Origin of the sequence: Streptomyces sp. NPDC058632 (assembly GCF_042717095.1) — a bacterium.
In the GTDB taxonomy this organism is placed as follows: Bacteria; Actinomycetota; Actinomycetes; order Streptomycetales; family Streptomycetaceae; genus Streptomyces.
The window spans coordinates 1-20944 of record NZ_JBHXQZ010000105.1 but is presented as its reverse complement, the minus strand read 5'-3'; the positions used below and the strand labels follow the sequence as shown (position 1 = coordinate 20944).

The 20944-nt window shown below is 75.8% G+C and carries 9 protein-coding genes; all 9 read left to right on the top strand.

From position 1 onward, the window contains the following. Positions 1-83: 83 nt before the first annotated feature. From ACFWVE_RS29935 to ACFWVE_RS29895, 9 genes are read left to right on the top strand one after another with little or no spacing between them, the layout of a single operon-like run. Positions 84-4184, top strand: a complete 4101-nt coding sequence (locus tag ACFWVE_RS29935) for an amino acid adenylation domain-containing protein (protein WP_384020638.1) — start codon at positions 84-86, stop codon at positions 4182-4184. Continuing rightward, the gene (locus tag ACFWVE_RS29930) at positions 4181-10975 is read left to right on the top strand and encodes an SDR family NAD(P)-dependent oxidoreductase (RefSeq protein ID WP_384020635.1); all 6795 of its coding nucleotides are present in this window, start codon (positions 4181-4183) and stop codon (positions 10973-10975) included. Before ACFWVE_RS29935 ends, ACFWVE_RS29930 begins: the two co-directional genes overlap by 4 nt. Positions 10976-11024: 49 nt before the next feature. Continuing rightward, positions 11025-12599, top strand: coding sequence for an ABC transporter substrate-binding protein (locus tag ACFWVE_RS29925; protein WP_384020630.1), 1575 nt, complete (start codon positions 11025-11027; stop codon positions 12597-12599). After that, positions 12596-13594 carry an ABC transporter permease gene (locus ACFWVE_RS29920; RefSeq protein WP_384020627.1) on the top strand — a complete coding sequence of 333 codons (999 nt, stop codon included), beginning with the start codon at positions 12596-12598 and terminating at the stop codon, positions 13592-13594. Before ACFWVE_RS29925 ends, ACFWVE_RS29920 begins: the two co-directional genes overlap by 4 nt. Next, positions 13591-14412 carry an ABC transporter permease gene (locus tag ACFWVE_RS29915; RefSeq protein WP_384020624.1) on the top strand — a complete coding sequence of 274 codons (822 nt, stop codon included), beginning with the start codon at positions 13591-13593 and terminating at the stop codon, positions 14410-14412. The genes ACFWVE_RS29920 and ACFWVE_RS29915 overlap by 4 nt, the downstream gene beginning before the upstream one ends. Then, positions 14409-15995, top strand: a complete 1587-nt coding sequence (locus tag ACFWVE_RS29910) for an ABC transporter ATP-binding protein (protein WP_384020621.1) — start codon at positions 14409-14411, stop codon at positions 15993-15995. Before ACFWVE_RS29915 ends, ACFWVE_RS29910 begins: the two co-directional genes overlap by 4 nt. Positions 15996-15999: 4 nt before the next feature. Next, positions 16000-17379, top strand: a complete 1380-nt coding sequence (locus tag ACFWVE_RS29905; RefSeq protein WP_384020618.1) for a hypothetical protein — start codon at positions 16000-16002, stop codon at positions 17377-17379. Continuing rightward, the gene (locus ACFWVE_RS29900; protein WP_384020615.1) at positions 17376-18800 is read left to right on the top strand and encodes a class I SAM-dependent methyltransferase; all 1425 of its coding nucleotides are present in this window, start codon (positions 17376-17378) and stop codon (positions 18798-18800) included. Before ACFWVE_RS29905 ends, ACFWVE_RS29900 begins: the two co-directional genes overlap by 4 nt. Beyond that, on the top strand, positions 18797-20818 hold the full coding sequence (locus ACFWVE_RS29895; protein WP_384020612.1) for a condensation domain-containing protein: 2022 nt from the start codon (positions 18797-18799) through the stop codon (positions 20816-20818). Before ACFWVE_RS29900 ends, ACFWVE_RS29895 begins: the two co-directional genes overlap by 4 nt. Positions 20819-20944 lie beyond the last annotated feature (126 nt).

Sequence of the window (20944 nt, the reverse complement as noted above, 5' to 3'; positions counted from 1 at the left end):
ATCTAGGTTCATTGGTGTTCCGCTTCCCCCGGGCCCTCCGGCAGGGGGAAGCGTTCTCTTGCCTGCCTTGCGACGGAGACCGGATGAACCAGCCTGTGCCGAGTGACGACGTCCTTGCCCACGTCATCGACTGCATCGCCGAAGTCCTCGGCACGCCACCGGGAGAGGTCGCACGGACGACTCCGCTCGCGGCCCTGGGGCTCGAATCGTTCACCGCGGTGCGGCTGAGGCGGCGGATCCGCGAACACACCGGCCAGGACCTGCCGTTGACCGCCTTCCTCGGTGACGGTGCGACGGCCCGCGCGGTGGCCGACCGCCTGTCCACCGGTCGCGTGCCGGAGGAAGTCCCTGACCCCGGGCCCCTCGGTGCCGAGGCGCGGACAGGGACGGAACCCGGCGGGGCGCGGCCCGACGGGGAAGCGGAGGGGGAGGGTTTTCCCCTGACGCCCATTCAGGCCTCGTATCTCGCGGGGAGGGCCGAGGGCATGCCGCTGGGCGGGGTGGCCACCTTCTACTACTACGAGTACGACCGCACACCCGGCGACACGGACCCGCTCGTGGACGTGGCCCGGCTGGAGGCCGCCTGGAACCGGCTGGTCGATCACCACCCGATGCTGCGCATGACGGTGGACGACCGGGGCCGCCAGCACATCGCCGCCTCGCCCGGCCCCTACCGGATCGGCGTCACCGATCTGCGCCGCGAGCCCGCGGAACAGGTGGGGGAAACGTTGTCCGCCCAGCGGCGGGAGCGTTCCCACCAGAGCCGGCCCACCGGTTCCTGGCCGCTCTTCGACATCCACACCACGCTGCTGCCCGACGGACGGACCCGGCTGCACGTCGGCGTGGACGTGCTCCTGACCGACCTCGCCGGCTGGATGCTGCTGATGCGTCAGTGGGGCCGCCTCGTCGAGGACCCCGCCCACCGGCTCCCCGAACCGAAGGCCCGGTTCGCCGACCTTCAGCGCGCCCGCTCCGGGGACCCGGAGTGGTCGGCCCGGCGCGCCCGCGACCGCGCCTACTGGGCCGAACGAGCCGCCGAGCTGCCGCCGTCGCCGCGGCTGCCCCTGCTGCGCGACCCCGCCGACACCACCCCGCCCCGCTTCGTCCGTTCCGCCGCCGAACTCGACGCCACGACCTGGGCACAACTGCGCGCCCGATGCGCCGAGCACGCGGTCACGCCGACCGCCGCCCTGCTCGCTGCCTTCGCCGTCGTCCTCGGCCGGTGGGGCGCCGGGGAGCGGATCTGCCTCAACACCACCCTGTTCGACCGCCCGGAGGACGAGGGCGGAGCCGAGGGCGTGGTCGGCGACTTCACCACCACCGCCCTGGTCGGTACGCCCCGCCTCGACCCCGCCGACTGGAAGGGCTTCGCCGATTACGCCGCCGCCGTCAACCACCGCTTCTGGGAGGACCTGGACCACCGGTCCGTTTCCGGCGTCGAGGTGCTCAGGGAGATACGGGCGCAGAACCCGCTGTCGGTGGGAGCCCTCAGCCATCCGGTGGTCTTCACCAGCGGGGTGGGTCTCGCGGGCGACGGAGAGCCCCCGGCCGCCTGGATCGGCCAGGAGGTGTACGGCATCTCCCAGACCCCGCAGGTCCTGCTCGACCACATCGTGTGGGACGAGGGCGGACGCCTCCGCCTGGCCTGGGACGCCGTCGACGGGGCGTTCCCCGACGGCTGGACACCGGCCCTGCTCGACGCCTACGTACGCCTGCTCCACACCCTGACGCGCCCCGACGCCTGGCACGACACGACCCTGGGCTGGGACCCCTCCTTCCTTCCCGAAAAGCCCCTGGACGCCGTGCCCTTCCCGACCGCGGGCCCCCTGCTGCACGATCCGGCCGCCGACGCGGCCCGGCGGCATCCGCAGCGGCCCGCCCTGCGCACTCCCACCGGCACCGTCACCCACGCCCGCCTCGCGGACAACGCCGCCGCCACCGCGGCACTCCTGGCCGCTCACGGGACGGGTCCCGGCGACATGGTCGCCGTCGCCTGCGAGAAGGGTGCCGCGCAGATCACCGCCGTACTCGGCGTCAGCCTGAGCGGGGCGGGCTACCTGCCGGTCGAACCCTCCTGGCCGGCCGCGCGGATCGCCGCGGTCTGCGAGCGGGCCGGTGTCCGGCACGCGCTGGTCGGCCGGGGAGTGAAGACCCACTGGCCCGACGGCGTCACCGTTCACCGCCTGACCGCCGCGGGGCGCCCCGCCCGCACCGCCGCGGGCCCCGCCGGACCCGTGGCGCCGCTCGCCGTCCCGCGTCCCGAGGACATCGCCTACACCATCTTCACCTCGGGTTCCACCGGCAGCCCCAAGGGAGTGGAGATCGAGCACCGGGCCGCGCGCACGACCATCGACGACATCGTCGACCGGTTCGCCCTGGGCCCCGACGACCGCGTGCTGGCGCTGTCGGCGCTCAGTTTCGACCTGTCCGTGTTCGACGTCTACGGCGTCCTCGGCGCCGGCGGCGCTCTGGTGCTGCCCGACCCCGCCCGGCAGCGCGACCCGCAGCACTGGCTCGAACAGGCGGGCCGGCACGGCGTCACCGTGTGGAACACCGCGCCCGCCCTGCTGGAAATGCTGGTCGAGTACGCGGAGATGGAGCCGGAGGAGGCGGCCGGGGCGCTGCGCTCCCTGCGCCTGGTGATGCTCTCCGGCGACTGGATCCCCCTGACCCTGCCCGACCGGCTGCGACGGCTCGCGCCCCGGGCGAAGGTGATGAGCCTGGGCGGAGCCACCGAGGCGTCCATCTGGTCCATCACCCATCCGGTGGAACGCACCGACCCGAGCTGGCGCAGCATCCCCTACGGCCGGGCGCTGCGCGGCCAGAGCTTCCTCGTCCTCGACGAGGACGGCGCGCCCTGCCCGGTGGGTGAGGCGGGGGAGCTGTTCATCGGCGGCGACGGGCTGGCCCGCGGCTACACCGCCGATCCGGTCCAGACGGCCGAGAGGTTCGCCGTCCACCCCGTGCTGGGCCGCCGCCTGTACCGCACCGGCGACCTCGGCCGGTGGACCGCCGACGGCACCATCGAGTTCCTCGGCCGCGTCGACCGGCAGGTCAAGATCCGCGGGCACCGCATCGAACTGGGCGAGGTGGAGGCGGTGCTGGCCCGCCATCCGGCGGTCCGCCAGTGCGTGGTGTCGTCGGTGCGGGGCCCCGACGGGCGGCCCCGGCTCGTGGCGCACCTCTCGCCCCGGGGCGCGAGCGAGCCGCCGACCGCCCGGGAACTGGCGGACGCTCTGCGCGAACGACTGCCCGACTACATGGTGCCCGGCCGGTTCGTCGTCCTGGACCAGCTGCCGGTCACGGCGAACGGCAAGATCGACCACGCGGCGCTGACCGCCGCACCCACCGACGACCGGCCCACCGGCGCCGACGGACCGGACCCGGCCGCCGCCGTGAAGCCGGGCCCGGCCGCCGCCGTGACGAACGAGTCCTTCGCGGCACCGCGTACGGTTCCGGCCGCGTCCGAGACGGAACCCGCCTCCGTCGCCGCCCCGGGCGGGGGCTGGATCGACGCGGCGCTGGCCGAGGCGGCGGCCCTGGGCCTGGAGGCCGCCGTCGTGGTCCGGCCCGGACGGCTCCGGCCGGACCAGGCACTGGAGGCGTCCGCCCAATGGCTCCGGCACGTGGCGCGGACCGCCGACGGCAGCGCCGCAGCGCCGCGCCTGGGTCCTGGAGGACTGGTCGAGGTGGTCTGCGGCCCCCGCCCCACAGACTCCCCGGCGCCCTCCCCGTCCGGGCCGGAGTCCGGCGCTCCGGCCCCGGACCGGCACGGCACCGAATCCGGCCAGGCGCCCCGGCACCGAGGACAGGACGCGGGCGCGCCCGTGGCCCCGGCCGTGCTGGAGGCTCTGACCGGCATCCTGGCCGACTTCACGGACGTGCCGGTGACGCCCGGCAGCACCTTCGGGGAGCTGGGGGCCACCTCCCTCACCCTGGTCCTCACCCACCGCAGGCTCCGCGAGAGCATCGCACCCCGCCTCTCACTGGCGGACATGTTCGAGCACCCCACCGTCGCGGCCCTGGCCGCCCGCATCACCACCCAGAACATCCCGGACACCGAGCGAGGTGTGGCCGCCGGTACCGACGCCGTTCCGCCCCCCGCGTCCCCGCAGTCCGGGCGGCCCACGCGCAGAACGTCCCGTGCCGCCGCCCGCGCCCTGGCCGAGGAGACCACACGATGACCGAACCGACTTCCTCCCGAGGGGACATGCCGGACACCCCCCGGCCCGACAACGAGGCCGGTGACGACCTGATCGCGGTCACCGCCCTGGACTGCCGGTTCCCCGGCGCCCCCGACACGGCGGCCTACTGGGATCTGCTCGTGGGCGGCCGCAGCGGACTGACCCGGCAGAGCGAGCGGGAACCGGCCGAACGCGGCATCCCGGCACGGCTGCCGGCCAACCCCGCCCACATACCCGTCAGCGGGATCATCGACGGACAGGACCGGTTCGACCCCGAGCCGTTCGGCCTGACCGACGCCGAAGCGGCCGTGATGGACCCTCAGCAGAGGCTTTTCCTCGAAGCGTGCCGACGCGCCCTGGAGAGCGCCGGGCACGGCGGCGGCGTCGGAGCGGGCGCCGTGGGCGTCTTCGCCGGCGCCGCCCACAGCGACTACCTCGCCCGCAACCTCGCCGACCGGTACGCCGCCTCCGACACCGACCCCGTCGGCAGCCTCCAGGCGGCCCTCGCGGGAGTGGCCGACTACCTCCCCCTGCACGTCGCGCACCGCCTCGCGCTCACCGGGCCCGCCGTCGCGGTCGGCACCGCCTGCTCGACGTCCCTGGTCGCCGTGCACCTGGCCGCCCAGTCCCTGCTGGCGGGGGAGTGCGACACCGCCCTCGCCGGCGGCGCCTCCCTGATCGTCCCGCAGGGCAGGGGCTACCTCCACGTCCCCGACGGGATCTTCTCCGCCGACGGGCACGTCCGCACCTTCTCCGCCGGGGGCACCGGCATCGTGCACACCCAGGGCGTCGGCGTGGCCGTACTGCGACGGCTGCGCGACGCCCTCGCCGACGGCGACCCGGTCCTGGCCGTCCTGCACGGCTCCGCCGTGAACAACGACGGCGGCGACCGCACCGGCTTCACCGCCCCCTCGCCGCGCGGACAGGCCCGGGTGGTCTCCGAGGCGCTCGCCGTGGCCGGTCTCACGCCCAGGGACATCACCTACGTCGAGGCCCACGGCACCGCCACCCGCCTGGGCGACGTCGTCGAGGTCGCCGCCCTGCGCCGCGTCTTCGGCGACACCGGACCGGCCTGGTGCGCCCTGGGCTCGGTCAAGAGCAACATCGGGCACGCCAACTCGGCCGCAGGCATCGCCGGTTTCGCCAAGACCGTGCTCGCCCTGCACCACGGCGTGCTGCCGCCCACCCTGGACGCCCTGCCCCTCAACCCCGACCTCCACCTGGACGACTCGCCCTTCACCGTCGTCCACGAGACCACAGCCTGGACCGGGCCCCGCCACGCGGGCGTCAGCTCCTTCGGCATCGGCGGCACCAACTGCCACGTCGTCCTGGGCAGCGCCCCCGTCCGACCCGAACCCCCCGCCGATCCGCGCCCTCAGCTCGCCCTGCTCAGCGCGCACCGCGACGACGCCCTCACCCGCCTCGCCGAGGCCACCGCGACCGCCCTGCACACCACGGCGGTCGCGCCCGCCGACGCGGCCCACACCCTGCACACCGGCCGCGCCACGCTGCCGTACCGTGCCGCCGCGGTGATCACCGGGGCGGCGGAGGCCGACAGCCGCGCCCTGCGCACGGCCCCGCGGCGCCGGCCCGGCCCCACCGCGCCCCGGGTCGTGCTGGCCTTTCCCGGCGGGGGAGCGCAGTACGCGGGCATGGGCCGCGAACTGTGCGCCGAGGAGGAGGAGTTCGACCGCACCGTGCGCGAGTGCGCCGACCTCTTCGGCGACGGGACCGGCACCGGCCTCACCGCGCTGATCACCGCAGACCCCTCCGACGAGCACGCACGCCGGCTGCTGCGCGACCCCGCCCACGGACTGCCCGCCCTGTTCACCGTCTCCCTGGCCGCCGCGCGCACGCTGCGCTCCTGGGGCGTCGAACCGGACGCGGTGGTGGGCCACAGCCTCGGCGAGTACGTGGCCGCCGTGCTGTCCGGAGCCCTGTCCCTGCCCGACGCCGCGACGCTGGTGGCGGTCCGCTCACGCGGCATGTCCCGGGCGGCCGGCGGCGGGGTGATGCTGACGGTCCCGCTGACCGAGCGGCAGACCCTCGCCCTGCTCGCCGAGCATCCCGGAGTGGACCTGGCCGCCGTCAACGGCCCGCGGTCCTGTGTGGTGTCCGGACCCGCGCCGGCCGTGGCCGAAGTGGAACGGGCCCTGACCGCACGCGGTGAACGCACCGTGCGGCTCTCCCTCGACGCGGCCGCCCACTCGCGCCTGGTCGACCCGGTCCTGCCCGAGCTGCGCGCGGCCGCCGCGACCGTCCAGCCGCGTGTCCCGGGCATCCCGCTCGCCACGACCCTCACCGGGAAGCTGCTGGACACCGCTCCCGGCGCCGACCACTGGGTGGCGCACCTGCGTTCCACGGTGCGCTTCTCCGACGCCCTGGCCGCCGCCCTGGGCGAAGGGCCGGCCGTCCTCGTCCAGGCGGGACCGGGCGGCGCACTGCTCCAGCTGGCCCGTCAGCAGGGGGACCGACGGCCCCTGGCCACCCTGGCCACCTTCCCCGACCGCGACGAGCCCCGCCAAGGACGTGCCGCGCTGCTCGCGGCCGCCGGAGAGCTGTGGACGCACGGAGTCCCCCTGGACGCCGCGGCCCTGCACCGTCCGGGGCGACGCCGTGCCGTCCTGCCGGGCCTGCCCCTGGCCCGGCGCAGGCTGTGGATCGATCCGCCGGACACCACCGCGCGGGCCGCCGTACCGGCCGGTGCGGCAGCAGGCCGGGGTCACCGTGCCGGGCAGGCCGCCCCGGACGAGTCCGAACCCTTCCAGCTGCCCGTCTGGCGGCGCACACCCCCCGTCGAGGCGGACCGGCCGGTGCTGCGAGGCCGCTGGCTCGTGGCGGGTCCGCCCGGTTCACCGCCGGCCGAGCGGGTGCGTGCCGCGCTCGCCGCGGCCGGGGCCCGCACCGTCACCCTCGACGAGGCAACCAGGGACCCCGGCACTCCGTGCGAGGGCGTCGTCGTGGTCGGCCCGTACGGTGACACCGGCGACGACCCGGCCGAAACCGTCAGCGCGTCGGTCCTGCACTACGCGGAGGTGGCGCGGGCCGCCGCCCCCTGGGCGCACCGCACCTGCCTGCTGCACCTCAGCCACAACGCCCAGCAGGTGGAGAGCACCGACCGGCCCACGGCCCACGCCGCCGCCACCCTCGCCGTTCCCCGCGTCCTCGCCCAGGAGTTCCCGGGCCTGCGCTGGCGCTCGGTGGACCTGCCGGCCGGACCGCCGAACGCCGACGACCTCCGGGCCGTGCCGGCGGAGGCAGCCGACCTGCTGTCGGGAGGCCTGAACGGGACCGAGTGCGCTCTGCGCGGCGGACACCGCTGGACGCGCGGCATCACCCCTTGGCGGCCGTCCGCACCCGTGCCGGACCCGGACGGTCCGGCCGTCACCGACGGCGGAACCGGCACGGCGGTGATCCTCGGCGGACTCGGAGACGTGGGCCTGGCCCTGGCCGGGCACCTGGCCGGCTCCGGACGACGGGTCGTGGTGACCGGCCGCACCGGGCTCGCCCCGGACCCCGAACCCGGCGGCAGCGAAGCCGAACGGGCGGAGACGATCCGTGTCCTGCGGGACTCCGGCGCCGACATCGAGGTCCGTGCCGCGGACGCCGCGGACACCGCCGCCACGACACGACTGTTGCGGGAACTGACCGACCGCGACGGCCCGCTGGACCTGGTCGTGCACGCCGCCGGCGTGGTCGCCTCCGCCGCCGTCGCCCCCTTGCGGGCCACCGGAGAGCAGGTCGTGCACGCGCACGCGCACGCCAAGGTCACCGCGGCCCTCGCGCTGCACGCCGCCGTGCACAGCCTCCCGCCCGACCGCCGCCCGGCCACCGTCCTGCTGATGTCCTCGGCCACGGCGTTCGTCGGCGGCCTCGGCCTCGCCCCGTACGCCGCCGTCAACCGCTACCTGGACGCCCTCGCCGAACACGAGCACACCACGGGCACGCAGACACCCCGCTGGATCAGCGTGGCCTGGGACGGCTGGCGGGTGGGCCCCGGCCGGAGCGAACGCACCGTCGCCTCACGGCACTCGATCGGCCTGGCGGACGGCATGCGCACCGTGGACCGGCTGCTGGCGCTCGCGGCCCGGGGCCGTGCCCCGGCCTCCGTCGCCGTCTCGCCGGCCGACCTCGCACCCCGCACCGCGGGCACGCCCACCGCCGTACCCGCCTCCGTCGTACCGGCTCCCGGCGCGCCCGCGGCACAGCCGCAGGCCGGCACGGGAGGCACCACCGGCACGGAGACACTGCTGGCAGAGGTCTGGTCGGACCTGCTGGGCTTCCCCGTCACCGACCGCGACGCCGACTTCTTCGCGCTCGGCGGGCACTCCCTGCTGGCCACCCGGATGCTCGCCCGGCTGCGCGACGACCACGGCGTCCACCTGCGGCTGCAGGACCTGCTCGCCCGGCCCACCATCGCGGCCCTGGCTCCGATGCTGCCCGGCGGGGAACCCCGGCGCGCCCCCGCCGGGCCCGAGGACACGGCCGGACCGTCCACGGAACCCGGTGACGGTCCGCGGGAGTTCCCCCTCACCCGGGTGCAGCACGCCTACTGGGTCGGCGGGTCGGGCGGCTACCGCCTCGGCGACGTCCCCTGCTCCTTCCACCTGGAGTACGACTGCCCCGGGCTGGACACCGACCGCTACGAGGCGGCCTGGAACGCGGTCGTCGCCCGCCACCCGATGCTGCGCGCGGTCGTCTCGCCGGAGGGCCGCAACCGGGTGCTCGACAAGGTGCCCCACTACCGGATCCGGGTGCAGGACCTGACGAAGGACGACGACACCGAGCGCGCCCGGAAACTGGAGCGCGTCCGCGAGCGCATGGTGCGCCGCGAACCCCGCCCGGGCCGCTGGCCCCTGGTCGACATCCGGGCCGCCCGGCTGCCCGGCGACGTCGTGCGCCTGTTCGTCAATGTGGACGTGCTGGTGTGCGACACCGCCAGCTACCTGGTCTGGGACCGCGAACTGCGCACCCTCTACCACGACCCCGACACTCGACTACCGCCGTTGGGGACCACCTTCGCGGACTGTGTGGCCGCGCTCCAGCGCCGCGCCGAGGGCCCCGAGTACGCACGGGCCGCCGCCTACTGGCGCGCCGGGCTGGACGACCTGCCCGGTGCACCCGCGCTGCCCGTCCAGACCGGGAGCCCCGGTGACCGGCCCCGTTTCGCACGGCGCACCGCCCGTCTGGAACCGGACCGCTGGGACGCCCTCAAGGCCGAGGCCGCCCGGCGCGGGCTGACCCCCACGGCCGTCCTGCTGGCGGCCTACGGCGAGGCACTCGCCGGCTGGTCCGGGCAGGACCGGTTCGCCGTCACCCTCACCCTCTTCGACCGGCCCACGCAGCTTCCGGGCGCGGACGCCGTGGTCGGCGACTTCACCTCGCTGATGCTGCACGAGGTGGACCGCTCGGACATCCGCTGCTTCGCCGACGCGGCCGTACGGGCCCAGCGCACCCTCTTCGAGGACCTGGACCACCGGGAGTTCTCCGCGCTCGACCTGCTGGCCGAGAAGTCCTCGCGCACCGGCCGCTCCGAGTCCGTTCCCGTGGTCTTCACCAGCGCCCTGGGCCTGTCCGGACCGCTCGGCGGCGGACACGACCTGGACTGGGCGGGCACACCGGTGTACGGCGTGAGCAGCACCCCGCAGACCTGGCTGGACCACCAGGTGATCGAGCAGCACGGGGCGCTGCTGCTCCAGTGGGACGTGCTGGAGAGCGCCCTGCCCGCCGACGAGGCGGACGCGGCGTTCGCCGCCTACACCGAGCGGGTGCGCCGGCTGGCCGACGCACCGCGCGCATGGGAGCTCGACGAGCCCCGCACCGCGCCCTCCACCCCGGTCCGCGAACCGGAACGGGCGGCCCCCGCCGACGTCGCCCGGGCGCGGAGACCGGCCGGCCGCGTCCCGAGCCCCGACACCGACGCGGCCATGCTGCTGCGCGACGGCGACGACGGCCGCCCCCTGTTCCTCATGCACCCCTCCGGCGGGGACGTGCTGTGCTACGGCGAACTCGCCCGTCTCCTCACCGACGGCCGGCCCGTCGTGGCCCTCACCGACCCCGCCCTGACCGGCGGCACCGGGCCGCGGACCATCGCCGAGATGACCGACCGTTACCTGGGCGCGCTGCGTGCCCACCAGCCGCGGGGCCCCTACCTGCTGGGCGGCTGGTCGATGGGCGGCACGGTCGCCCACCAGATGGCCGTGGAACTCGAACGGCGCGGTGAGCGGACCGGCCTGCTGGTCCTGATCGACTCCAACACGCCCGACCGCATCCGGGCGCTGGGCGGTACCGACCACGCCCAGGACACCGCCTTCGCGGCCGTCCGCTACCTGCGCTCGCTGGAGGCGTTCCTCGACCTCGACCTGGACCTCGGCGCGGAGGCGGAGACGATCCGCTCCGCCCCGGACCCGGCGGCGGTGCGCCGGGCCGTCACCGAACGGCTGCGGCAGGCCGGCCTGCTCGGCCCGCGCGACACCGCCGACACCCGCCTGGAGGTCTTCGAACGCCACCTGCGGGCGTTGGCGGACCACCGGGCCGGACACCTCACCGATCCGGCGACCCGCCTGCTGCTGATCGCCGCGTCCCGTCCCTCGCCGCACAACGCCGGCGTCGGCATGGGCGTCGACGACGCCGGAGACCTGCCCTCCCTGGGGTGGCTGCCGCACGTCAACGGCCCGGTGGACGCCCACACGGTCGACGGCCATCACTACTCCCTGCTGCACGACCCCGCCGTCCGGCGGACCGCCGCCCTGATCGACCGGGCCCTGGCCGCCGTACACACCGGCCGGTAGGCCCGGCCGCCCGCCCGACACCCGAACGAACCTCTCGCGGAAAGCACCCATGCACCAGCACCCGTCACCCCGTACCCCCCTGTCCCGCAGATCCGCTCTCACCGCCCTCGCGGCGGTCGGCACCCTGCTGCTGAGCGCCTGCTCCGACACCTCCGCCACCCCCGCCTCCGACACCCCGGCATCCGCCACGGGTGCCCCCGTCGACGGCGGCACCCTGCGCTACGCCGTCGCCGGATCCCCCGCCACCGCCGGCGACGACCCGCACGGCGGCCTCGGCAACGAGTCCGACGTCCTGCGCTTCGCCCTGACCTACGACGTCCTGACCGTCCCCGGCGAGGACGGGAGGACCCGACCGCGCCTGGCGACGTCGTGGAAGCCCAACGACGCCATGGACCGCTGGACCCTCACCCTGCGTGAGGACGCCCGCTTCACCGACGGCGAGCCGGTGAGCGCCGCCGACGTGCTGTACTCCCTGCGGCGCATCAGCGGCAAGGCCGCCGAGAACTACGGCCGGCTCGCCGACTTCGACATGAAGAAGTCCACCGCACCCGACGAGCACACCGTCGTCCTGGCCACCCGTGCCCCGATGGCCGACGCGCCCCGTGCCCTGGAATCCGTCACCTTCGTCGTGCCCGAGGGCACCGAGGACTTCTCCCGTCCCGTCACCGGCTCGGGTCCGTACCGGGTGGAGCGGGCCGGTGCCCAGACCACCGTCCTGACCCGCAACGAGAAGTGGTGGGGCGAGCGTCCGCACCTGGACCGGATCGAGATCCAGGCCGTCGCCGACCCCCAGGCACGTGCCAACGCCGTCGTCTCCGGGCAGGCCGACGTCGCCGGCAGCGTCAGCCCCGCCGCGGTCAAGAGCGCCGGCACCTCGGCGAAGACCCGGGTCGTACGGCGCGACGGAGTCACCGAGTACCCGTTCGTCATGCGCCTGGACACCAAGCCGTTCGACGACCCCGGGGTCCGCGAGGCGTTCCGCCTCGCCGCCGACCGCAAGGCCCTGGTCGACACCGTGTTCCTCGGCTACGGCAGGATCGCCAACGATCTCCCCACCCCCTACGACCCCTCGGCCCCCGAGGACCTGCCGCAGCGCACCCGCGACGTGACGAAGGCCAGGAAGCTGCTGGCCGAGGCGGGCCACGCCGACGGACTGTCCGTCACCCTGCACACCACCACGTCCTACCCCGGCATGGACACCGCCGCCACCCTCTACGCCCAGCAGCTCGCCGACATCGGCGTCGACGCCGAGGTGAAGGTCGAGCCCGCGGACACCTACTGGACCGCCGTCTACGCCAAGAAGGCGTTCTACACCGGGTACTACGGCGGCATCTCCTTCCCCGACCTGGTCCGCGTCGGGCTGCTGTCCGACTCCCCGACCAACGAGACCGCCTGGCGCAGCAGCACCTTCGACGACGGCTTCGCCCGGGCCATGTCGACCGCGGACGAGGCACGGCGCGAGGAACTGCTCTCCGGCATCCAGCGGGAGCTGTGGAAGGACGGCGGCTACGTCGTCTGGGGCACCGGCGACGGCCTGGACCTCGCCGCGCCCGGCGTGCGCGGCCTGCCCGACGGGCCCGGCTTCCAGCGCATGTTCATCGACCAGGTGTGGATGGCCAAGTGACGCTGCGCACTGCCGGCCGTGCCCTGCGCCCGCTCTGCCGGGCCGCGGTCCTGGCCGTCGCCGCCACGGCCGTGGTCTTCACGGCCACCGAACTGCTCCCCGGTGACGCCGGGGAGCTGAGGACGACGGGCCGGGCCACCCAGGAGGACGTCGAGGCGGAGCGGGGCCGTCTGGGGCTGGACCGGCCGGCCGCGGTGCGCTACCTCGACTGGCTGTACGGCCTGATCCGGGGGGACCTGGGACGCTCGCTGGCGGGCGGCAGGCCGGTGGCGACGCTGTTCGCCGAGCGGCTGCCCGCCACCGCCGCCCTGGTCGCGGTGGCGCTGGCTCTCACCGTGCTGCTGACCGCGACGGCCCTGACCGTCACGTACCTGCGCGGCGGCCGGGGCGGCCCGGCCGCCGCCGGACTGGCCGCCGTGCCGCAGCCGGTCTACGCGGCGGTGCTCGGCGCGGTCCTGGCGGGGCTGCTGGGCTGGCTGCCCCCGGTGTCCCTGCTGCCGCCCGGCGGCTCGCCCCTGGCGGACCCCCGACTCCTGGTGCTGCCCGCCCTCACCCTGGCGCTGCCCTCGGCCGCGTTCGCCACCGTCCTGCTGCGCGGGACGCTGGGCGACACCCTGCGCCGCCCGCACGTGACCGACGCACGGCTGCGCGGACTGCCCGCCCCGCTCGTGCTGCACCGGCACGTCCTGCCCTTCCTGTACGCGCCGGCACTCCAGGTGGCGGCTCTGCTGGCCGGAGGTCTCGTGGCGGGGACCGCCCTGGCGGAGACCCTGTTCGGCTATCCGGGCACCGGTCAGCTGCTGGTGTCCGCCGTCGCGGTGCGGGACGTCCCCGTCATCCAGGCCGCGGCCCTCCTCCCGGCCGTCGTCCTGCTGCTGGGCATGCTCCTGGCCGACCTGGCCGCCCGCCGCACCGAGGAGCCGGGCCCCGCGGGGAACACCGGCCCGTCGGTGCCGCACACCCCGCCGGTGCCGGATGCGGGGAGGACCGTGTGACCGGCAGGTCCTCGCCGCTCCTGTCCGGAGCCGTCCGCCCTCCGGCGTCCGTGACCGCGGCCCTCACGCTGCTGGTGTGCGTGCCGCTCGGCCGGTACGCCGCCGCGCACCCACCGGAGCGAACGGTCGCCGCCCCGTGGACACCGCCCGGCGGACGGCATCCGCTGGGCACCGACGTCCTGGGACGTGACGTGCTGTCCCGCGTCCTGGCCGGGGGCACCCAGCTCCTGACCGTGTCCCTGCTCGCCGCGGTCGCCGCCGTCGTCTGCGGCACGGGCCTCGGTCTGGCCGCGGGCTGGTCGGGCGGCCGCACCGCCCGCACCGTACGGGCCCTGTGCGACGTGCTGCTGGCCGTCCCCGCCCTGGTCCTGGCGCTGGTGCTGGCCACCGCCCTGCCGGGGGCGACGGCGGTCGTCGTGGCCTCGGTGCTCGCGGGAGCCCCGCTCACCGCGCGGGTCGTCGGCACGCAGTGCGCGCGGCTGCGCGACAGCGGACACGTGCACGCCGCCGTCGAGCGCGGCGAGCGCACACCCGTCGTCCTGCTCCACGAGGTACTGCCCACCCTGCGCCGCCTGGTCGCCGCCGACGCCGGGCTCCGGCTCGTCACGGCACTGCAGATCGCCGCGGCCCTCGCCGTGCTCGGCCTCGGGCCCCAGCCCCCGGACCCCGACTGGGCCCTGATGCTCAGCGAGAACCTGCCCGGCGCCGCACTCAACCCCTGGGCGCTGCTGGCGCCCGCGCTCCCCCTGGCGGGCTGCGCCTGGGTGTTCGCCGCGGCAGCCCGGACGGCCGCCCGTGCTCCGGGGGAGGCGGTATGACGAGCCGCGCCCGCGACGAGTTCGTTCCCGTCGGTGCCCCGCTGCTGGCGGCCGAGGGCCTGACCGTTCGCCGTGTCCCGGACGAAGCCACCGTCCTGCCGCCGGTCGACCTCCACGTCGGCCCGGGGCAGGTGCTGGCCGTCACCGGCGCGTCCGGCGCCGGTAAGTCCACGCTGCTGCGGGCCCTGCTCGACGTCCTCCCGGACGGACTGCACCGCGCGGCGGGCACCGTGCGCTGGCGCGGTGCGACGGTGCCGCAGGGCCGGGCGGCCGGGCGGTGGCGGCGTGCCCGGTGCGGCTGGCTGGCGCAGGACCCCGGCGCGGCCCTCCATCCCCTGTGGCGTGTCGACCGGCTGATCGGCGAGGAGTTCACCGGTGACGCCGCCGCCCGCGCCCGGCGGGTCGAGACCCTGATGCACCGGCTGGGCCTCCCGCCGGGGCTCGCCTCCCGGCGGGCGGGGGAACTCTCCGGCGGACAGGCCCAACGGGTCGCCCTGGCCCGGGCACTGTGCGCCGATCCGGAGCTGCTCGTCCTGGACGAACCGACCTCGGCACTGGACCGCGCGACGGCCGACCTGGTGGCCGAAGCGGTGCGCTCCCGCCGTGGGGTCCCCGGCCGGTGCGTCGTCCTGGTCACGCACGATGCCCGGCTGGCCGCGGAACTGGCCGACCGGACACTGGTGCTCGCCGCCGACGCGGACCCGGCCTCCTGCGCGGACGCCGCCGCGCGGCACACGTCGCGTGCGACCGCCGCCGTACGCGGACGGACGACGCGCACCCCGGGGAAGGAGCCGCTCCGTCCCTCCGCCGATCCCGCGCCGCCACGGGCCGGGCGTCCGTCCCGCACGGCGAGCCCTGCCCCGTCCCCGGTTCCCGTGCTGTCGGCGCGGGGCCTGGTCCTGCTCACTCCGGACGGCACACCGCTGCTCGACGCCGGCGACCTGGACCTGCCGGCGGGCGGCTGGCTGGCCGTCACAGGACCGTCGGGCAGCGGCAAGACGACCCTGCTGCACGCCCTCGCGGGCCGCCGCCCACCGGCCGGCGGACAGCTGCTGCTGCACGGACACCCGCTGCCCGCCGGGACCCGCTCGCGTGACCGGCGGACGCTGCGCGCCGTCCAGCTGGCCGGACAGGACACGGTGGCGGAACTCAACCCGGCGCACACCGCGGGCCGAGCGGTGGCCCGGCCGCTGAAGGTGTTCCACGGCACGACCGCAGCGGCCCGGCGGGAACGTGTACGAGAACTCCTCGAAGCCGTGGGACTCCCCGCAGAGCTGTCCGGCCGCAGACCGGTGGCGCTCTCCGGCGGCCAGCGCCGCCGGGTCGTCCTCGCCCGGGCGCTCGCCGCCGAGCCCGACGTGCTGCTGCTGGACGAACCCACCGCGGGCCTGGACCCGGACTCGGCACGCCTCGTCCTCGACCTGCTGGACCGGCTGCGGGAAAACGGCCCCGCCGTCCTGACCGTCACACACGACGCCGGCACGGCCGCCCGCGCCGACCGCGTCCTCCACCTGACCGGGCGCCGCCTGACCCCCCGGCCGCCCATGCCCTCCGAGCATCCCCACGACGAGAGAACGGAGTAATCCCGTGTCCGACAACACGACGGCTGAACACACCAGCCGGATCGCGGACCTGCTGGCCGCCCATCCCTGGGTGGCCCGGGCACGCCCCGCACCCGACGGCTGCGTCCGGGTCGTCCCGCATCCGGACGCCGTGACCGCCTCACCCGGGCCGGGCCCCCTGCTGCGCGAGCACCTCGAACAGTGGGCCGAGGTCTACGAGTGGGTGTACGAGACCGCCGAGGGCCGGCACGCCGACGACCTGGACCTGTCCGGGTGGCGGGCGTCCGACACCGGAGCGCCGCTGCCCGAGGCCCACATGCGCGACTGGGTGGACCGCACGGTGGACCTCGTCCTGGCCCGGCGCCCGAGGAGGCTGCTGGAACTCGGCTGCGGCACCGGTCTGCTCGCCCACCGCCTGCACCCGCACCTGGACGGGTACGTCGGCACCGACGTCGCCCAGGTCGCGGTGGACCGCCTCACCGACGCCGGCCTGCCCCGCACCGCGTTCGTCCGGGCCGCCGCCCACGAGGCGGCCGCCACCCGGGTGCGGGAGACCATGGACGCCGTCTTCGGCCCCGACGTGCTCCCCGACTGCCTGCTGCTCAACTCGGTCACCCAGTGCTTCCCCGACCTGGCCTACCTGACGACCGTGCTGCACGGGGCACTGTCCACCGTCGAGGACGGCGGCACCGTGATCGTCGGAGACATCCGGCACTTTGGCCTGCTGCTCGACCACTTCGGACGGCTGGAGCGGGCACGCGACCCCGAGGCGGACGACACGACGATCGCCGCCCGGGCCGCGGCCGCCGCCGAGGCGGACGAGGAGCTGTCCTTCACCCCCGCGGCCGTCGCCGCGGCGGTCGCGGCCCAGCCGCGGCCGGTCCGCATGAGCGTGCACGCCCGCACCATGGCCGAGGACACCGAACTCACCCGCTACCGCTACGACGTCGTCCTGCGCGTCGGCCCGCCCACCGGCGGCCCGGGCACCCGGCAGGTGCGCCGCACGTCCTGGGGCGAACACCGGGGGAGCGGTGTCCGGGAAACGCTGCGCGACGCGCTCGACGGAGGTCCCGTCGTCGTCCACGGGATCCCCAACGCCCTTCTCCACGACGCTCCCGGGGCGGTGACCCCCTACGCCCTGCGCGAGGCCCTGGAGGGAGAGGACGCCGCCGTGCTCCTCGATGCCGCCGACCCGCGCATGCTGGCCGTGGCGGCCCCCGCGGACTGCGCCCCCGCCGCCGCGGACGCCCCGACGCCCTCCGGTCCGGCCGCCCACGAGCCGTTCCCCCTGTTCGTGCGGCGCCGCCTGCCCGAGGTCCTGCGCGACCACCTGCGCCGGACCGGGCCGGACACGACACCCCCGGTGATCACCGTGGTGGACGTCATCGAGGACGGCCACTCGTGAACGGCGTCCTCACCGACGAGACCCTCACCGGGCTGCCGGGCGTGACGGACTGGCAACTGGTGCGCGACGGCGGGCAGGACACCCTGCTGGTGGCGGGCCCGCCACCGGACACGCGGCCGCCGGCCGGTCCCGGCCGCGACGACGTCCGCGCCGTGAGCCGGGCCGCGGACGCCGGTGACGCCGCCGTACGCGGCATCGATCCGGCCGCCCTCCCGGCGCTGATGCGGCAGCTCGACGAGACGGCGCTGCTGACGATGGCCCGGCTGCTCGACCGGACCAGGCTGTTCCGCGACGGGGGCCGGCGCGGCACCGACGAGATCCTCGAAGCCCTGGCGGCCGCACCCCGGCACGCGTGGATCGTCCGGCGCTGGCTGGCCACCCTGACCGCGGAGGGCCGGCTCCGGCTGGACGCGGCGACGGACCGCTACCACTCCCTCGTGGTGCCGGACCGCCGCGACCACGCCCGGGCGCTGCGCGAACTGGACGGCGCCTGCCGGGGCCTGGGCTACCCGGCGTCCATGACCCGCTTCTTCCGGACCGCGGCCGAACGGCTCACGCTGCTGCTCCAGGACCGTACGTCACTGCAGGAGGTCCTCTTCCCCGACGGGGAGACGAGCACCGCGCAGGGCAACTACCGCGACAGCGTCCCCAGCCGTTGGGCCAACCACGCCGCGGCGTCCCTGATCAGCGATGAGGCCGACCGCCGAACCACGCCGGCTCCCCTGCGCGTCCTGGAGGCGGGCGCCGGCGTGGGCGGCACCACCGGCACCGTCCTGGAGGCGCTCGGCGACACGCCCGTCGACTACGTGTTCACGGATGTCTCCCCGTTCTTCCTGCGGACGGCCAGGGACGCCTTCGGTGACCGCCCCGGCCTGCGGCACGCCCTGTTCGACATCCAGGCCGACCCGCTCGAACAGGGCTTGGAGCCGGGCTCCCGGGACGTCGTCCTGGCGGCGAACGTCCTGCACAACGCACGGCACGCCGGACGCTGTCTGGCGGCCCTGCGGGAACTGCTGGCGCCCGACGGGCTGCTGATCCTGGTCGAGTCGTGCCAGGAGCACTACCAGGCACTCACCTCCATGTACCTGCTGATGTCACCCGCGCCCGGTGAACAGGGCTGGTTCACGGACCTGCGAGCCGGCCAGGACCGGGTCTTCCTCACCGCAGGGGAGTGGACCCGGCAACTGGACGCGGCCGGGTTCGACCCCCTGCCCGTCCTGCCGCACGAGGGGCATCCCCTCGCCGCGGCCGCGGGCCAGCGCGTCATCGCGGGCCGTGTCAGGTCCCACGGCGCCCGCCCGGACCCCGCCCGCGTCCGCGCCGCACTCGCCGACCGCCTGCCCCCTGCCCTGCGCCTGCCACGGGTCCATGCCGTGGACGACGTCATCCGCCCCACCCTCCCGACTGGAGTTCCCCGTTGACCTCAGCACCCGCCCCCGAGCACACCGCCTCCGCGCAGCCGGCCCCCGCCGACCTGGTCGACGCCGTCCGCGCCGTGTGGGCCGACGCCCTGGAGACCGACCTGGCCGCCGTACCGGCGGACGCCAGCTTCCTGAGCCTGGGAGGCGACTCCGTCCTGGCCGTCCGGATGGCCGCGATGCTCCGCAAACGGCTGGGCACACCGCTGGCGCTGGCGGACGTCCGCGTCGAGCAGAGCGCCGCGCAACTGGCCGCCCTCGTCCACGAACGCAGCACCGGGTCGGGGACGGGCGCACTGCGCCCGCTGCCCCTGGACCTGCGCCGGCGCGAGGACCCGGACGCCCCGTTCCCGCTCCTGCCGCTCCAGCAGGGCTACTTCGTGGGCCAGCAGGACGCCTGGGAGCTGTCCTACCGCTCCGCACACCACTACGTGGACATCGGGCTGGAGGACATCGACGCCGACGAGGCCCCCGAGGCGCTCCAGGACGCCCTGGAGCGCCTGGCCGAGCACCAGGCCGTCCTGCGGGCCCGCATCCTGCCCGACGGCCGGCAGCGCATCCTGCCCCTGGACGATCCGCAGGCGGTCCCGCAGCTCCAGGTCACCGACCTGCGCGACGCCGACGAGGAGACGGCCGCGGCCCGGCTCGCGGAGATACGCCACGCGATGAGCACCGAGGGCCCCGACCCGTCCCGGGGCTGCGGTCTGGACATGCGCCTGACGCTGATGCCCGGCGACCGCGCCCGGCTGCACTCCTCGACCAGTCTGCTGATCATCGACGGCTGGTCCTCGGGCGTCTTCTACCGCGACCTGTTCGCCCTGGTCTCCGACTACAACGCCGTTCTCGCGCCGCTGGACATCGACTACGGCGACTACGTGACGACCCTGCGGGACCTGCCCGGCACCGAGGCGTGGCAGCAGGACCGCGACTGGTGGTGGGACCGCCTCGACGGCTTCCCGCTGCCGCCCGCGCTGCCGCTGGTGGCCGATGCCGGGGAGGTGCGCCCCACGCTGATGGGCACCCGGCAGGCGGTGCTCGATCCGGAGCGCTGGTCGAAACTGCGCCGCTTGTGCACCGGGCACGGTGTGACCCCGTCCGCCGCGATGTTCGCCGCGTTCGCCGCCGCCGTCGCCCGGGCCTGCGGCCACCGCCGCTTCCTGCTCAACACCCTGCAGTTGAACCGCCTTCCGCTCCACCCCGACGTGTCCCGTCTGGTGGGGGCCTTCTCCTCCACCATGCTCCTGCCGGTCGACCTGCCGGCGGCCCCCGTCTTCGCCGACCTCGCCGGCCGTGCCCAGCAGGACATCGGCGACGCCCTCGCCCACAACCTGATCACCGGCGTGGAGGTCTCCCGTGAACTGGGCCGCCGCCGGGGCACCCACCGCCCGGTGGCGCCAATCGTCTTCCAGTCCACCCTGGGCGTGGACGCGGCGCTGGGCAGCGAGGTGCCCCAGGAAGCCGGACCGCTGGGCGCGATCGACCTGCTGAGCCACCACCAGCAGCTGCGGACGCCCCAGGTGGCCCTGGAGGTACGGCTGTTCGAGCTGCGCGGTGAGCTGGTGGTCGTCTTCTCGCTGGTGGAGGAGCTGTTCGCGGCACAGGACGTCGACCGGATGTTCGGCGATCTCATGGCCACCGTGGAGTCGCTGGTCGAACCGGACGGCTGGTCCGCCGTGGTCGACCTGCCCGACGCGGTCGACGGTGAGCAGACGGGGCCGGCCCGGCAGGCGCCCGGCCGGCGCCTGTCCGTACCCGCGGCGGCGGTCGGCAAAACGGAGCCGGGACCGCCCGAGGACGACACGGAACGAGCCGTCGCGGCGCACTGGCAGAAGCTGCTGGACTGCCCGGTCGACGAGCGCACCGCCGACTTCTTCGCGCTCGGCGGCGACTCGCTGCTCGCGATGCGGATGCTCGGGTCGCTCGCACGGGAGGGACTGGGGCGGGTGACCCCCCGCCGCTTCCTCCGGCAGCCCACGGTGGCCGGACTCGCTGCCGCCCTGCGTGAACCGGACGACCGATGAGAAGGGTGCGGCGGGGGGGGGAACCCCCCCCCCCCCCCCCCGGGGGGGCCCCCCCCCCCCCCCGCCCACCGGGAAAGGTGCTGGTGGGGCCACCACCCCGCCCCGGGGGCGAAGGGGGCCCCCGGG